At 64.8% G+C, this 15,148-nt stretch carries 13 protein-coding genes; 11 read left to right on the top strand and 2 right to left on the bottom strand.

Features of this window, described 5'->3' with window-relative positions:
* The first annotated feature begins 8 nt into the window (after positions 1–8).
* The gene (locus tag K0P03_RS27150) at positions 9–905 is read left to right on the top strand and encodes a MurR/RpiR family transcriptional regulator (protein WP_023514864.1); all 897 of its coding nucleotides are present in this window, start codon (positions 9–11) and stop codon (positions 903–905) included.
* Positions 895–2,208, top strand: a complete 1,314-nt coding sequence (locus K0P03_RS27155; protein WP_023514863.1) for a glutamine synthetase family protein — start codon at positions 895–897, stop codon at positions 2,206–2,208. Before K0P03_RS27150 ends, K0P03_RS27155 begins: the two co-directional genes overlap by 11 nt.
* A 143-nt stretch (positions 2,209–2,351) precedes the next feature.
* Here the strand turns inward: K0P03_RS27155 and K0P03_RS27160 are convergent, their stop codons facing one another.
* On the bottom strand, positions 2,352–3,113 hold the full coding sequence (locus K0P03_RS27160; RefSeq protein ID WP_023514862.1) for a DeoR/GlpR family DNA-binding transcription regulator: 762 nt from the start codon (positions 3,111–3,113) through the stop codon (positions 2,352–2,354).
* A gap of 231 nt (positions 3,114–3,344) precedes the next feature.
* Here K0P03_RS27160 and K0P03_RS27165 point away from each other — a divergent pair, with 231 nt between their 5' ends.
* From K0P03_RS27165 to dmeF, 7 genes are all read left to right on the top strand, one after another.
* Entirely contained in the window at positions 3,345–4,310 is a 966-nt protein-coding gene (locus tag K0P03_RS27165) for an ABC transporter substrate-binding protein (protein ID WP_272791188.1), read from the top strand.
* Positions 4,311–4,404: 94 nt separating this feature from the next.
* Positions 4,405–5,424, top strand: a complete 1,020-nt coding sequence (locus tag K0P03_RS27170; RefSeq protein ID WP_272791189.1) for a quaternary amine ABC transporter ATP-binding protein — start codon at positions 4,405–4,407, stop codon at positions 5,422–5,424.
* A 4-nt stretch (positions 5,425–5,428) separates the two neighbouring features.
* On the top strand, positions 5,429–7,462 hold the full coding sequence (locus K0P03_RS27175; protein ID WP_272791190.1) for an ABC transporter permease: 2,034 nt from the start codon (positions 5,429–5,431) through the stop codon (positions 7,460–7,462).
* Positions 7,462–8,373 carry a phosphotransferase gene (locus K0P03_RS27180; protein ID WP_050744792.1) on the top strand — a complete coding sequence of 304 codons (912 nt, stop codon included), beginning with the start codon at positions 7,462–7,464 and terminating at the stop codon, positions 8,371–8,373. Before K0P03_RS27175 ends, K0P03_RS27180 begins: the two co-directional genes overlap by 1 nt.
* Entirely contained in the window at positions 8,370–10,811 is a 2,442-nt protein-coding gene (locus K0P03_RS27185) for a GcvT family protein (RefSeq protein WP_272791191.1), read from the top strand. Before K0P03_RS27180 ends, K0P03_RS27185 begins: the two co-directional genes overlap by 4 nt.
* An 88-nt stretch (positions 10,812–10,899) precedes the next feature.
* Positions 10,900–11,172 carry a metal/formaldehyde-sensitive transcriptional repressor gene (locus tag K0P03_RS27190; protein ID WP_023516304.1) on the top strand — a complete coding sequence of 91 codons (273 nt, stop codon included), beginning with the start codon at positions 10,900–10,902 and terminating at the stop codon, positions 11,170–11,172.
* An 86-nt stretch (positions 11,173–11,258) separates the two neighbouring features.
* Positions 11,259–12,248 (top strand): CDF family Co(II)/Ni(II) efflux transporter DmeF, encoded by a 990-nt coding sequence (dmeF, locus tag K0P03_RS27195; RefSeq protein ID WP_050744794.1) that lies wholly within the window; start codon positions 11,259–11,261, stop codon positions 12,246–12,248.
* 11 nt (positions 12,249–12,259) lie between these two features.
* On the opposite strand, the gene K0P03_RS27200 is transcribed toward dmeF, so the two are convergent.
* Positions 12,260–12,901 (bottom strand): class I SAM-dependent DNA methyltransferase, encoded by a 642-nt coding sequence (locus tag K0P03_RS27200; RefSeq protein WP_272791192.1) that lies wholly within the window; start codon positions 12,899–12,901, stop codon positions 12,260–12,262.
* 82 nt (positions 12,902–12,983) lie between these two features.
* Here K0P03_RS27200 and K0P03_RS27205 point away from each other — a divergent pair, with 82 nt between their 5' ends.
* Both K0P03_RS27205 and K0P03_RS27210 read left to right on the top strand, forming a co-directional pair.
* Positions 12,984–13,889 carry a phosphotransferase gene (locus tag K0P03_RS27205; RefSeq protein ID WP_430441573.1) on the top strand — a complete coding sequence of 302 codons (906 nt, stop codon included), beginning with the start codon at positions 12,984–12,986 and terminating at the stop codon, positions 13,887–13,889.
* Positions 13,890–14,093: 204 nt separating this feature from the next.
* Complete coding sequence (locus K0P03_RS27210; protein ID WP_023515422.1) at positions 14,094–15,122, top strand: substrate-binding domain-containing protein; 1,029 nt, start codon at positions 14,094–14,096, stop codon at positions 15,120–15,122.
* Positions 15,123–15,148: the final 26 nt, after the last annotated feature.

The following is a 15,148-nucleotide window of genomic DNA, read 5'->3' on the forward strand; positions in this document are numbered from 1 at the left end:
GAACGCCAATGAGCGATGGGAAATCGTCGACGACGATCCGCACGAGGATTCGCGATGCCGCAGCGCAGCTGACCGCCAGCGAGCGCAAGATCGCCAATGCCATTCTTGCGGATTACCCCTTCACGGGCCTCGAAAGCATCCAGGAACTGGCGGCCAAGACCGGTGTCAGCGCCCCCTCGATCACCCGTTTCGTCAGCAAGATCGGCTGCGGGGGCTTCCAGGACCTGCAGCGCCAGCTGATTGCCGAGCTGAAGGAAGGGCAGCGCTCGCCGCTCGACCTGAAATCGAGCCAGAAGCCGGTGGGCCATTCGGAATTCCTGTCGGAATACGTCGCGCGCGTCTCGGCCGTGATGCAGGAGATGACCGCGACGGTGTCGCAGGCGCAGTTCGACATCCTTGCCGAGCTGCTCGCCGATCCTGCGCGCAACATTTTCCTGCTCGGCGGGCGCGTCAGCGACAATGTCGCCGCGTTCCTGTCGATCCACCTGCGCCAGATCCGCAGCGGCATCTACCATATGGCCGGCAACCCGGAAATATGGCCGGAGCACGTCCTGCGCATGCGCCGGAAGGACGTCGTTCTGCTGTTCGATTTCCGGCGTTACCAGCTCAGCCTGGCGCGCCTTGCCGAGACCATCGCCGAAAAGCGCGGCGCGACGATCGTCGTCGTCACCGACAAGTGGATGTCGCCGGCGGCACGCAGCGCCGACCATATCGTCGCGCTGCCGATCGATGCCGGCACGGCCTGGGATACGGTGGCGGCCGCCATGGCACTTGTCGAGGCGCTGATCGTGCGCGTCTCCGAGGCCGATTGGGGGGCGACGCAGAAACGCATCAAGGATTGGGACGGCATCCGCTTTTCGATGCCGGGCTATGATCAGATCAACGGGGACGCTGATGAAACGTGAAGAAATGATGGTCGCCTGCTGCGGCGACCTTTCGGGCAAAGTGCGCGGCAAGGCTTTTCCGCTGGTGCAGATGGAAAAGCGCCTGAGGCGTGGCGTCGGCTGGACGCCGACCAATGTGCAGATCACCTGCTTCGACAACATCGCCGAAAGCCCGTTCGGCTCGCTCGGCGATCTCGTGCTCATTCCCGATCCGGCGACGAGCGTCAGCATCGAGAGCGAGGAGGGGGCACCGAACGAGAATTTCGTTCTCGGCAACATCCGCTATACCGATGGTCGGCCTTGGGAATTCTGCACGCGCTCGATCCTCGAGGCGGCGCTAGATCGCCTGCAAAGGGTGGCGGGCGTCACGCTCTACGGCGCTTTCGAGCACGAATTCCAGATCAAGCACCTCGTCTCCGATATCGGCAAGGCTTTTACGCTCGGGGGATTCCAGGAGGAGCGGCATTTCTGCGAGGCGATCATCGCGGCGATGCGGGAAGCGGGCGTCACGCCCGACACCATCCTGAAGGAGTTCGGCGCCGGCCAGTTCGAGGTGACGATGGGCCCGCAGAAGGGCGTCACCGTCGCGGACCATTCGCTGATCACCCGCGAGCTCGTCGGTCTTGTCGCCCGCGAGCTTGGCTACGATCCCACCTTCACGCCGATCCGCGACCCCGCGGGCGTCGGCAATGGCGTGCATGTGCATATGAGCATGCTGGACGCAGCCGGCAATCCCGTCACGCATGATCCGAACGGCAAGCACGAGCTCTCCGACGTCGCCGGAAAGTTCGTTGCCGGCATCCTGAAATACCTCGATTCGATCATCGCCATTACCGCGCCGAGCGTCGTCTCCTATCTGCGTCTCACGCCGCATCGCTGGAGCGCGGCCTTCAACAATCTCGGTTTCCGCGATCGTGAGGCGTCGGTGCGCATCTGCCCGGTTTCCGACATCAGCGACATCGCCCGCGCTGCCCAGTTCAATTTCGAGTTCCGTGCTGCCGACGGCACGGCCAATCCGCATCTGACGCTTGCCGCCATCGTGCATGCCGGCGTGCAGGGTATCGAAGAGGGGCTTGCCGTGCCGGAGGCGACGCAGGAGGATTTATCTCTTTTGACCGTCGAGGCGCTGGCTGCACGCGGCTACGTTCGTCTGCCGCAGACGCTGGAGGCCGCGCTCCAGCGGTTCCGTGGCAATGCAACGGTGTGCGGCTGGTTCCCGGAAGGCTTTGCCGATGTCTACGTCAAGCACAAGGAAGGCGAGATCGCCTACCTTGCCGGCAAGACGCAGGCGGAAATCTGCGCCGCCTACGAAAATGCCTACTAGCCACAAGGCTTTTGAGTGCGGGGAAGTCTACAAGGATCCCTGCGCTCTTTTCGGGCGCCAGTGCTCGATGATGACGTGATCGCCCGGGTTTCCGAGGGGGATGCAAAGCGGTTCGGCGGGATATCCGCCGGGCCGCTTTTTCGTCAGCGTGCCAGCGTGACGTTGACGCCAGCCGCCTTCAGCGAGGCGGAGACATCGCGGGGCGGCGTCTTGTCGGTGAAAAGATCGGTCAGCATGCTGAATTCGCAGACCCGTACCAGCCCCTGCCGGCCGAACTTCGTATGATCCGTGACGACGACGGCTCGCTTGCCGCGCGAGACCACGGCCCGGGCGAACTCCGCCTCCTCGAGGTCGTAGTCCATCACCCCGATACCGGCATCGATCGCGCCCGTGGAAATCACGGCATGGCCCACGGTGAAATGGCTGATGAACTCGATCGCCGAGACGCCGAAGGCGGCGCCGTTGTCGCTGCGCAATTCGCCGCCCGCCATGTAGACCCTGTTGTCGTTGACCGTTGAAAGGGTGCGGGCGATGTCGGAGGAGTTGGTCACGACCGTCAGCCGTCGGTGCCCCAGCAATTCACGGGCGAGGTAGCTCGTCGTCGTGCCCGTATCGAGCATGATCGAATCACCGTCGCGAATCGTCGCGGCCATGGCGACGGCGATCGCCTTCTTCGCCTCGCTGTTTTCGCGCATGCGCTTTTCAAAGGGCGCTTCGCCGACCACGGAGGGCAGCGCTACGGCGCCGTGCATCTTCAGCACGGTGCCGTTCGTCGTCAGCGGCTTGATGTCCCGTCGCACGGTTTCCAGCGAAACGTCGAGTTTCTTGGCAAGGTCGGCGATCGTCACCGTGCCGTCCTGCTGGAGCAGCCTCAGAATGTCGTTGTGCCGTTTGGAGTGGTTCATCGTCGTCATGTCCGCATGCGTTCTCCTGCTTCATAATCCTAGACGGATCATCTGGCAAGAAAGCCGCAAATTCGGTCATAAAGGCAGAAAAAGCCACATTGCAGGATTGACAGCCGCTTTTATCCAGCGTGAGATCGCTACCGTGCGCAGGCCGACAGATACAAAAGTACGGGGAACGGCATCCGGCGCATCATACAGCATCGACTTCAAAGTGCGACCGGGAGATCACGCATGTTTCAACCTATTCGCCTGTCAGGACTGTTTGCCGCGACGCTCTGCCTGTCCGCGGCCTTCACGATTGCGCCCGCAGCGGCGCAGGAATCCACTGACCCCATCAAGCTGACTCTGCACGACTGGACGGGCCAGCTCATCACCACCGAGATCATGGGTGAGGTGCTGAAGAAGGCCGGCTATTCCGTCGAATATGTCCAGGCCGACTATCTCGCGCAGTTTGCGGGGCTGGAAACCGGCGACCTGCACGTCGCCATGGAAATGTGGGAAACGACCGGCCGCGACGCGATGGACGCCGCGACGGCCACCGGCAAGGTCGAGAATTTCGGCGAGACCGGCATGCAGGCCAAGGAAGAGTGGTGGTATCCGGCCTATATGAAGGAGAAATGCCCCGGCCTGCCGAACTGGGAGGCGCTGAAGAGCGAGGCATGCGCGGAAGCCTTCTCCATTCCGGAAACCGCGCCAAAGGGGCGTTATCTCGGCGGCCCCGTCACGTGGGGCGGCTTCGATGACGAGCGCGTCGAGGCGCTGGACCTGCCCTTTGAGGTGATCCATGCCGGCACGGACGCCGCGCTCTTTGCCGAACTGGAAAGCGCCTACCAGCGCCAGGCGCCCATCCTCCTGTGGATATACGCGCCGCACTGGGCGCCGGCCAAGTACAAGGGCGAGTGGGTCGAGTTCCCGCCCTATTCGAAGGAATGCTACGAGGATGCGGCGACCGGCGTGAACCCCGATGCCGCCTATGATTGCGGCAAGCCCTTCGGCCCGATCTGGAAGGTCGGCTGGTCCGGCGTCAAGGACAAGTGGCCGGGCGCTTATGCCGCCATTAAGGCGTTTAACATCAACAACGACGAAATGGGGGCGATGATCACCAAGGTGGACCTCGACGGCAAGAAGGTCTCCGAGGTGGTCGCCGAATGGATGACGGCGAACGAAGCGCGCTGGTCCGGCTGGATCAAGAAGTAGCGCGCAAGGCCCGGCCCTCCGCCAGCAGGGGAGGCCGGGCACCTTTCGTGCGGTCCCGCAAGGACCGCGTTTCGATGACGCGACCGGAATGAAAATGGCCTCTAGCGAACCGAAACTTGTCTGCCGCGGCGTCTGGAAGATTTTTGGAGCAGGCGGCAAATCCCTCGTCGGCTCCTCGTCTGTCCGGCTGACGAGTGCGGAGTTGCGCGCGGCCGGCGCTGTCGGTGCGGTGCGCGATGTCAACATCGAGGTGCGCGAGGGCGAGATCTTCGTCATTATGGGCCTGTCCGGTTCGGGCAAGTCGACGCTGGTGCGCTGCCTCTCCCGTCTCATCGAGCCGACCTCCGGCGACATCCTCTTCAACGGCGAGAATCTCCTGGCGGCGAGCGAGGCGCGGATGATCGAGATCCGCCGCCACCAGATGGGCATGGTCTTCCAGCATTTCGCCCTGCTGCCGCATCTCACGGTGCTGGCGAATGTCGCCTTTCCGCTGGAGATCCAGGGTGTCGAGCGAGCGGCGCGAGAGGAGCGGGCGCGGCGCATGATCGATCTCGTCGGTCTTGCCGGCCGCGAGAATGCCTTCCCGCGCGAGCTGTCCGGCGGCCAGCAGCAGCGCGTCGGCATTGCCCGCTCGCTTGCCGTCGAGCCGGAGCTCTGGTTCCTCGACGAGCCCTTTTCCGCGCTCGACCCGCTGATCCGACGGGAGATGCAGGACGAGTTCCTGCGCCTGCAATCGGTGCTGAGGAAGACCATCGTCTTCATCACACATGATTTCGACGAAGCGATCCGCCTTGCCGACCGCATCGCCATCATGAAGGATGGCGAGATCGTGCAGGCGGGCACGCCGGAGGATCTCGTGTTGAACCCGGCGACCCCCTATGTGGCGGAGTTTACGCGCAGCGTCGCCAGGGCCAAGGTCGTCAAGGTGGCCACCCTCATGCGGCCGCTCAACGGTACGCTGCCGCAGGCCTCGATCCGCGCCAATGCGCCGGTGGCCGAAGCCGCGCCGCTTTTTTCGCACGGTGCGGAGACACTCGCCGCACTCGACGGGGCGGGAATACCCGTCGGCCTCCTCGACCGCGCGGCGGTCGTTGACGTGATGATGCGGGGCTGACGACATGGGCGCGTCCTTCCCCGTTCTCCAGCCAGTCGCCGAACCGATCCCGGAAAACCCGACCGCGCGTGGTGCTGTGCGGACACGCTGGCTGTGGCCTGCGGCGCTCGCCCTCTTCGTCCTCTTCTGGCAGTTCGGCGAGGGCGTTGCGAAATGGGCCTTCTCCTACCCGCGCGCTTTCGAGATCCCGGCGGCGCGCTGGATCGGCAAGGCGACGAAATGGCTGGTGGACGAGGCGAGCTTCGGCCTCTTCACCTTCACGGACTTCACCCGGTTCCTCGCCGAGATCATCGACCTGCCCTATCGGGTGGCGCTCGGCCTGCTCTCGAGCGGGCTCCTGTCGGGGCAGGGCTCGAGCGCCGTGCAGCACCTGCCGCCACTCTCCTGGCTGGCGGTTCTCGCCATCGTTGCGCTGATCGGCCATCATGCCGGCGGCGTGCGGCTCGCCGCGCTCGTCACGGCCTGCTTCGGCTTCCTCGTCCTCTTCGGCCAATGGACGAGCGCCATGGTGACGCTTGCCTCCATCGTCGTCGCGGTGCCGATCGGCGTGGTGGCCGGCTTGCTGCTCGGCCTTGCCGCCTGGCGCTGGCCGGTCTTCGAGCGGGTACTGGTTCCCATCCTCGACCTCATGCAGACGATCCCCGTTTTCGCCTATCTCGTGCCCGTGCTCGTCTTCTTCGGCTTCGGTCCGACCGCAGCCATCGTCGCGACGCTGATCTATGCCCTGCCGCCGATGGCGCGCGTCACGATCCTCGCCATGCGCTCCGTACCATCGGAAATCCGCGACCTCGGCAACATGGTCGGTTGCAGCCGGCGGCAGATGACCTGGAAGATCATGGTGCCCTCGGCCAAGGACAGCCTGATGGTGGGCGTCAATCAGGTCATCATGCTCTCGCTCAACATGGTCATCATCGCCTCGATGATCGGTGCCGGCGGCCTCGGCTTCGACGTGCTCGCCGCGCTCCGCCGCCTCGATATCGGCGCGGGCCTCGAAGCCGGGCTTGCAATCGTCGCGCTCGCCGTGGCGCTCGACCGGCTGAGCCAGGCCTATGCGGAGAAAGCTGGGCGGCCTGCAGCCGGTCTCCCGACGGATGGCGGCTTCGTTTCCCGTCATGCCTATCTCGTCGCCGCGCTCGCCATCGTCGTCGTGACCTTCCTCGCCGGGCTTGCCGTGCCCGCGCTGCAGAGCTTTCCGGAAAGCTGGCAGGTCTCCACCGGCACTTTCTGGTCCGAAGTGGTGCGCTGGATCAACGTCAATTTCTTCGATGCGCTGGAGGCGATCCGCAACGCCATTCTGCTGAACCTCCTCGTTCCGCTGAAGCGACTGCTTGGCGACCTGCCCTGGGCGGGTGTCGTCGCGCTGCTCGCGCTGGCCGGCTACCGGCTGGGCGGCCTGCGTCTCGCCACGCTGGTCGGTGTGCTTTCTTTCCTGATCGCCGCAACCGGGCAATGGGAGAAGGCGATGATCACCGTCTATCTCTGCGGCGTCTCCGTCGTCTTTGCCTGCCTTATCGGCGTGCCGCTGGGTATTCTGGCGGCGGAGCGCGACCGGCTGTGGCGCTGGCTGCAACTCCTTATCGACACGCTGCAGACGCTGCCTTCCTTCGTCTATCTCATGCCTGTCGTCATGCTCTTCCGCGTCGGGGATTTTACCGCGATGATCGCCGTCGTCGCCTATTCCGTCGTGCCGGCGATCCGCTACACGGTGCTGGGCCTTCACCGCGTCGATCCGCGTGTGGTGGAGGCGGGCCGAGCCATGGGCTGCACGCCCGGGCAGATTCTCGTCAAGATCAAGCTGAAGCTGGCGCTGCCGGAAATCCTGCTCGGCCTCAACCAGACGATCATGTTCGCCCTTTCCATGCTGGTCATCACGGCGCTGGTGGGCACGCGTGATCTTGGGCAGGAGGTTTATATCGCGCTCACCAAGGCCGATACGGGGCGCGGCCTCGTCGCCGGTCTGTCCGTCGCCTTCATCGCCATCATCGCGGACCGGCTGATCTCAGCCGGCGCGAACCGCATTCGTGAAAGGGTGAGCTGATGGACGGTCATGTCGAACCCAGCCGGGCCGTCGAGGATCGCATCCGCGCTCTGCCCTGCTGGGAGGGCCGCATCGAGATCGCGCCGCTGAAGGGCGGCATCAGCAACGAGAGCTATCTCGTCAGCGATGCGGTAGGGCGCCATGTCGTGCGCTTTGGCCGGGACTATCCCTTCCATCACGTCTTCCGCGAGCGGGAGCTGATGACGGCCCGCGCGGCGCATGCGGCTGGATTCGGTCCCGAAGTGCGTTATGCTGAGCCCGGTGTGATGGTCTCTGCCTTTCTCGGTGCGAAGACGTTCAGCGCGGAAGATGTTGCCGCCGGGCGGCGGCGGGTGGCCGACCTGCTGCGCCGGTTCCATGGCGAGATGCCGCAGGAGGTCAGCGGCGCCGCCTTCCTCTTCTGGCCGTTCCACGTGGTGCGCGACTATGCCCGCACGCTGCGGGAGGGTGGCAGCCGCATGAAGCCGCATCTTCCGGGCTACCTCGCGCTTGCCGCTGAACTGGAGGCCGCCCAGGCGCCGCTGCCGATCGTCTTCGCGCACAACGACCTGTTGCCGGCCAATATCCTCGACGATGGCGATCGGCTCTGGCTGATCGATTTCGAATATGCCGGCTTCTCCACCGCCATGTTCGATCTTGCCGGCGCCACCTCCAATGCCGGGCTTTCGCCCGACGAGGCGGAGGATTTTCTCGATGCCTATTTCGCCGGTGCCCCCGACCCGGCGATCCTTCGCTCGCACGCGGCCATGCAATGCGCCTCGCTGCTGCGTGAGGCGATGTGGAGCATGGTGTCGGAACTCCATCTCCAAGCCCCGGGGGCCGACTATGTCGGCTACACGGCCGAAAATCTCGATCGCCTCGACAGGGCGCTCGACCACTACAGAACGAAATACGGGAAACACACCAAATGACCCTGCCATCCCATGCTGAGATCGTTGTCATCGGCGGCGGCATCATCGGCTGCTCGACAGCCTATCATCTCGCCCGCGACCACAAGGCGAACGTGATCCTCCTGGAGCAGGGCACGCTGACCTCGGGCTCGACCTGGCATGCGGCCGGTCTCGTCGGTCAGCTCCGTTCCTCGGCGTCGATCACCCGGGTGCTGAAATACTCCGTCGATCTCTACAAGGGTCTCGAAGCCGAGACAGGCCTTGCGACCGGCTGGAAGATGACGGGATGCCTGCGGCTCGCCACCAACCAGGACCGCTGGACGGAGTTCCGCCGCCTCGCCACCACCGCCAAGAGCTTCGGCATGGACATGCATCTCCTGACGCCGCAGGAGGTCAAGGCCATGTGGCCGCTGATGGAGGTCGGCGACCTCGTCGGCGCAAGCTGGCTGCCGACGGACGGGCAGGCGAGCCCCTCGGACATCACCCAGTCGCTCGCCAGGGGCGCGCGCATGCACGGCGCGAAGATCGTCGAGAACGTGCGCGTGACGGGTTTCGACATCGAGGGCGGCCGTATCCGGCGCGTGCGCACGACGCTCGGGGACATCGCCTGCGAGAAGGTGGTCAATTGCGCCGGCCAGTGGGCGCGGCAGGTGGGCGCGATGGCCGGCATCAACGTGCCGCTGCAGCCGGTCAAGCACCAGTATATCATCACGGAAGCCGTGCCGGGGCTTGCAACCGATGCGCCGACGATCCGCGATCCGGATCGCCGCACCTACTTCAAGGAAGAGGTCGGCGGGCTCGTCATGGGCGGCTACGAGCCGAACCCGCAGCCCTGGACGACCGGCGATGTGCCGGATGAGTGGGCCTATCGGCTGTTCGATGACGACTTCGACCATTTCGAGCAGCATATGGTGGAGGCGATCGCCCGCGTGCCGGCGCTGGAAAAGGTCGGCGTCAAGCAGATGATCAACGGACCGGAGAGTTTTACGCCCGACGGGAACTTCATTCTCGGTGTGGCGCCGGAATGCAGCAACATGTTCGTCGGTGCGGGCTTCAACGCTTTCGGGATCGCGTCGGGCGGCGGGGCCGGCTGGGTGCTGGCGCAATGGGTCGTTGACGGCGAGGCGCCGCTCGATCTCTGGGTGGTCGATATCCGCCGCTTCGCCGGCATGCACCGCGACCGTCAATGGGTGCTCGACCGCACGCTGGAGGCCTATGGCAAGCACTATACGATCGGCTTCCCGCACGAGGAATATGAAAGCGGGCGCCCGCGCGTCGTCTCGCCGCTCTATGAGCGGCTGAAGGCGTATGGCGCGGTGTTCGGTTCCAAGCTCGGCTGGGAGCGGCCGAACTGGTTTGCGCCGAAGGGCATGGAGGCACGGGACGTCTATTCGATGGGCCGGCAGAACTGGTTCTCGACGGTCGGCGACGAGCACCGCCATGTGCGCGAGGCCGTCGGCATCTTCGACCAATCCTCCTTCGCCAAGTACGAGATGACGGGGCCGGACGCGCTGAAGGCGCTCGACTGGATCTGCGCCAACGATGTCGGCAAGCCGGTGGGGCGGCTGACCTATACGCAGCTTCTCAACACCCGCGGCGGCATCGAGGCGGACCTGACGGTGGCGCGGCTCGCCGAGGAAAAGTTCTACATCGTGACGGGCACGGGCTTCCGCACCCATGATCTCGGCTGGATCACGGATCACCTTCCCGATGGTCTCGACGTGACGCTTCGCGATGTGACGGAGGATTTCGGCACGCTCTCGCTGATGGGGCCGAAGGCGCGCGACGTGCTGGCCGCGCTGGCCGATGCCGATGTCTCCAATGCGGGCTTCCCCTTCGGCCAGGTGCGGGAAATCGTGCTCGCCGGCCATGTCGTGCGGGCGCTGCGCGTCACCTATGTCGGTGAGCTCGGTTGGGAGCTGCATGTGCCGATCGATGCCATCGGCACGGTCTTCGACGCGCTGATGACGGCCGGTGCCCCGTTCGGCATACGCCCTGTCGGCTACCGCGCCCTGGAATCGCTGCGCCTCGAAAAGGGTTATCGTGCCTGGGGATCCGACATCACGCCGAACGACACCCCCCTCGATGCCGGTCTCGGCTGGGCGGTGAAGCTGCGCAAGAATACCGATTTCCTCGGCCGCCGGGCGCTGGAGGCCCTGCAAGGGGAAAAGCGCAGGAAGGCGCTGGCCGGCTTCACGGTCGACAATCCCGATATCGTGCTCGTCGGCCGTGAGACGATCCTGCGCAACGGCGAGCCCGTCGGCTACCTCACCAGCGGCGGCTATGGCTACACGCTCGGCAAGAATGTCGGCTACGGCTATGTGCGCCGCGCCGAGGGCGTGGACGACGATTTCCTGACAGGCGGCGATTATGAACTCGTCGTCGCCATGGAGCGCACGCCGGCAAAGATTCATCTCGAACCGCTCTACGACCCGGCCGGTGCGCGTGTGAAAGCCTGATCCTGAGGAAGGGAGGGCCCTCGGGCCTTCCCGGAGAATGATTCATATAGTATACCCCTCTATAGTATAGATTCGAAGGACGACCTGCATGGGCCACACCATCCAGCAGAAGGACAAGCTGATCGCCCGCGTGCGTCGCATTCGTGGCCAGATCGAGGGCATCGAACGGGCGCTGGAAGGCGAGGCGGGATGTGCGGAGATCATGCGCCAGCTCGCCTCGGTGCGCGGCGCGCTCGGCGGCCTCACGGCCGAGGTGATGGAGGATCACCTGCGCCACCATGTGATGGAGGCCGAAACGAAGGCGGACTGTCTTCAGGGCGGCGAGGAACTGATCGGGGTCATCCGGACCTACATGAAGTAGCGCAGTTCCCGCTACGGCGGGATGTACCGCGCAGCGGGACCTGTCGAAGGGATCCAGTCTCGCCGGCTACAACGAAAGGAAATCCCATGGCAAACGACATGACGGCAAGGTCCACACACGAGCACGTCTTTCTCGGCACAGACCATAGCCGCAACGAGCGCAGGGTCTGGCTCGTCATCGCGCTGACGGCCGGCATGATGGTGGCGGAAATCGTCGCGGGTGCGATCTACGGCTCGATGGCGCTGGTGGCAGATGGCTGGCACATGTCCACCCATGCCGGCGCCATGTTGATCGCGGCGCTTGCCTATTCCTATGCGCGCCGGCATGCGCGCGACCCGCGCTTCACCTTCGGCACGGGAAAACTTGGCGATCTCGCTGGCTTTGCCAGCGCCATCATCCTCGCTTTCATTGCCCTGCTCATTGGCTGGGAAAGTTTCCAGCGCCTTGCCAACCCGGTCGAGATCCATTTCGGCCAGGCGATCGCCGTCGCCGTTGCCGGCCTTGCCGTGAACCTTGTCAGCGCCTGGCTGCTGCGGGACGATCACGCGCATCACCACCATGGCCATCACGGTCATGGCCATGGTCATGGCGGGCACCATCATCACCACGACCATGATGATCATGATCACCATGCGCATGATCACCCGCATTCCGCGCGCGACAACAACCTGCGCGCCGCCTATCTGCATGTCCTGGCGGACGCGCTGACCTCGATCCTCGCCATCGTGGCGCTGCTGGTCGGCCGGAGCTACGGCTGGCTCTGGGCAGATCCGCTGATGGGCGTGGTCGGGGCGCTGGTGATCGTGCGCTGGTCATGGAGCCTCATCCGCGAGACCGGCGGCGTGCTGATCGATGCGGTGCCGGAGGGCGGCGCGCTGGCGGACGGTATCCGCACGGCGCTGGAGCGCGGCGACGAGCGCATTACCGACCTGCATGTCTGGCAGGTCGGCCCGGGCCACCACGCCGCCATCGTTTCGCTGTCCTCGCCGCAGCCGAAGGCGCCGTCCGACTACAAGGCGCGGCTTGCCCATCTCGGTGCGCTGTCGCATGTGACCGTCGAGGTGCAGCCGGCCTGACCGGCGCTGCCTCAGCCGTGGCGCAGCACCTTCAGCACGACGCCGCGGCTCGGCACGGTGCCCGTCTCGCCGGGCATCGAGACATAGGGCGCCGTTTCCTCGGCCCGCTCGAGGATGCCCCCGCGCTCCAGGGTAGCCAGATGGTCGGAAAAACCGTCGTTCCAGAGCGTGTTCTTCACCGTCAGAACGAGGATGCCGCCTGGCCGTGTGATGCGGACAAGCTCCGGCAGGCCCTCCACCCCGACATGGCCTGACGTGAAGACGCCGGACGAGACGATGCCGGCGAAGTGACCGTCCGGGAAGGGCAGGGGATTGCCGAGGGCGGCGCGATGCAGGGCGGCATAGACGCTCTTTGCTGCCGCCCGGGCGAGCATGCCTTCGGAAATGTCGAGGCCCTCGACATGGGCATAGCCGAGGATCGCCAGCCACTCGCCGATGAGCCCGGTGCCGGCACCGGCATCGAGCAGGGGCGCGGCGCCACGCGGCAGGTGGCGCGCAAGCAGCGCAAGGCAGATCGACGGATGACGGTAGCCGGCGCTCGCCATGTCGGCGTCGTAGGTCTCCGCCCAGCCGTCATAGAGGGCTGCGACCTCCTCCGTGCCGCTTGCATTGTAGACCGCGCCGAGTGCGCCCTCGTGATGCCCGTTTGCCATAGCCTTTTCTCCCGTATTCTGATGATGATAGCGAAAGGCCGAAATCTGTGAAACCGTCCCGGGCGGCCAAAAGGAGGTGTTGATGAGCGACGAGCGGCAGGCCCTGGATGCAATCGCAAAAATCCCCCTTCTGGCAGGCTACGACGGTCCCGTGGAACGGCTCGGTGGCCTCACCAACCTCGTCTTCCGCGTCCGTGACTGGTGCCTGCGCGTGCCCGGCAGGGGCACGGAGGAATATATCGATCGCGGCAACGAGGCCGCTGCGGCAAGGGAAGCCGCGCGTGTCGGCGTGGGGCCGGAGGTCTTTCACGCGGATCCGGCGAGCGGGCTGATGGTCACGCGCTTCATTCCCGGTGCGACGACGATGACGCCGGAGGGCTTCAAGGCCGTCGCCGGCGCCCCGGCGCGTGCAGGCGAGGCCTTCCGCCGCCTGCACGACAGCGGTGCGGTCTTTCCCGCGCGCTTCGAGCTCTTCGCGATGATCGACGATTACCTTGCGGTGCTCGCCACCAAGGATGTCGCCTTGCCGGAAGGCTATCACGAGGGACTGCGCGAGGCGGAGGCGGTGCGCGCCGCGCTTGCCGCCCATCCGCTGCCCGTCGTCGCCTGCCATTGCGATCCGCTCTGCGAGAACTTCCTCGACACGGGAGACCGCATGTGGATCGTCGACTGGGAATATTCCGGCATGAACGACCCGATGTGGGATCTCGGCGACCTCTCGGTGGAGGCGGAGTTCGACCGCGCGCAGGAAGAGGCCATGATTCGCGCCTATTTCGGTGGCGAGCCGAAACCGGCCGAGCGCGGCCGGATCGTCATCTACAAGGCGATGTGCGACCTGCTCTGGACCCTGTGGGGGCTCATCCAGCTGGCGAACGGCAATCCGGCCGCCGACTTCCGCGCTTATGCAGACGGGCGTTTTGCCCGTTGCCGCGCGCTGATGGCCGATCCGGTCTTCGCCGCTTCCGTGGCGGCCGTCTCCAAAGGATGAAAGATATTTCAGTCTCCGGGCTTGATTTCACCATTTGAGTATGAAATATATTTCAATGTCTGAATTATATTGACACCCCCTCTGCTTTGCGATTAGTTGCCCATACCGGACTTCGAGGAGGAATTCCGGTCTTCACGGAGATCACCGGCGTCGGAACGACGCCCACGGGCTTTTTGGGAGGGGCTTTCGCCCCGAGGAGGATACTTGCGCACTTTTCTGACGACGACCGCGATGGCGGTCCTTGCGACGACGCTCTTTGCCGGTTCCGCGGCGGCCGAAACGGAGAACCCGTTCCGCTGCAAGCCGGGCGAGAAATACGTCATGAATGTCATGGTCTCGGGCGTCGAATACTGGTTCCCGGTCTATGAAATGTTCAAGCAGGCCGGCCAGCAGCTCGGCTGCGAGACGGAATACACCGGCACGCCGGAATATGACGTCAACAAGCAGATCGCCACCTTCGACCAGGCACTGGCACAGAACCCGGCGGGCATTCTCGTCCACCCGATGAACTCCGACCCGTTCATCGAGCCGATCAACCGCGCCATCGACCAGGGCACGGCGGTGGTGACCTTCGCTGCCGACTCGCCGCTTTCCAAGCGCGTCTCCTTCATCACCTCGGACAATACCCGCGAAGGCACCTATGCCGCCGATGCGATCGCCGAGAAGATGGGCGGCAAGGGCGAATATGCGGTCCTTGAAAATCCGGGTCAGGACAACCACGACAAGCGCATTTCCGCCTTCATCGCCCGCATGGAGGAGAAGTGGCCAGACATGAAGCTGGTCGGCCGCGCTGCGTCCAACCAGGACCCGACCAAGGCCTATCAGGGCCTGTCGAGCCTCATCCAGGCCAACCCGAACCTCGGCGCGGTCTTCATGCCGGAAGCCAACTCCGCCATCGGCGCGGCGCAGGCCAACAAGGAAGCCGGCGGCAAGGTCCTCGTCATGTGCGCGGACGTCAACGCCAACATCCTTGACATGATCAAGGCCGGCGAAGTCTTCGGCTCGATCAACCCGAACCAGGGCATGCAGGGCTATATGGGCTTCATGCTGCTCTGGCTTGCCAAGCATCCGGAACTGATCGACCCGATGAACGACGCCAAGCGCTCCGGCTTCAACCCGATGAGCATCCCGGTTGTCGACAACGGCCTGTCCATCGTGACGGCGGAAAATGCCGACGACTTCTACTGGGACAAGTACCTGAAGCGCCGCGGCACCAAGGGCATCGAGGAGTAAGCTTCCCAGGTGAACGCCATCCGCGC

This window comes from Shinella sp. HY16, assembly GCF_028534175.1.
Lineage (GTDB): Bacteria > Pseudomonadota > Alphaproteobacteria > Rhizobiales > Rhizobiaceae > Shinella.

Coding starts and splice junctions, on each gene's coding strand:
- dmeF (WP_050744794.1), top strand. CDS start 11,259: ATGGCAAACGACATGACGGCAAGGTCCACACACGAGCACGTCTTTCTC.
- K0P03_RS27205 (WP_430441573.1), top strand. CDS start 12,984: ATGAGCGACGAGCGGCAGGCCCTGGATGCAATCGCAAAAATCCCCCTT.
- K0P03_RS27180 (WP_050744792.1), top strand. CDS start 7,462: ATGGACGGTCATGTCGAACCCAGCCGGGCCGTCGAGGATCGCATCCGC.
- K0P03_RS27160 (WP_023514862.1), bottom strand. CDS start 3,113: ATGAACCACTCCAAACGGCACAACGACATTCTGAGGCTGCTCCAGCAG.
- K0P03_RS27150 (WP_023514864.1), top strand. CDS start 9: ATGAGCGATGGGAAATCGTCGACGACGATCCGCACGAGGATTCGCGAT.
- K0P03_RS27170 (WP_272791189.1), top strand. CDS start 4,405: ATGGCCTCTAGCGAACCGAAACTTGTCTGCCGCGGCGTCTGGAAGATT.
- K0P03_RS27185 (WP_272791191.1), top strand. CDS start 8,370: ATGACCCTGCCATCCCATGCTGAGATCGTTGTCATCGGCGGCGGCATC.
- K0P03_RS27190 (WP_023516304.1), top strand. CDS start 10,900: ATGGGCCACACCATCCAGCAGAAGGACAAGCTGATCGCCCGCGTGCGT.
- K0P03_RS27200 (WP_272791192.1), bottom strand. CDS start 12,901: ATGGCAAACGGGCATCACGAGGGCGCACTCGGCGCGGTCTACAATGCA.
- K0P03_RS27155 (WP_023514863.1), top strand. CDS start 895: ATGAAACGTGAAGAAATGATGGTCGCCTGCTGCGGCGACCTTTCGGGC.
- K0P03_RS27165 (WP_272791188.1), top strand. CDS start 3,345: ATGTTTCAACCTATTCGCCTGTCAGGACTGTTTGCCGCGACGCTCTGC.
- K0P03_RS27175 (WP_272791190.1), top strand. CDS start 5,429: ATGGGCGCGTCCTTCCCCGTTCTCCAGCCAGTCGCCGAACCGATCCCG.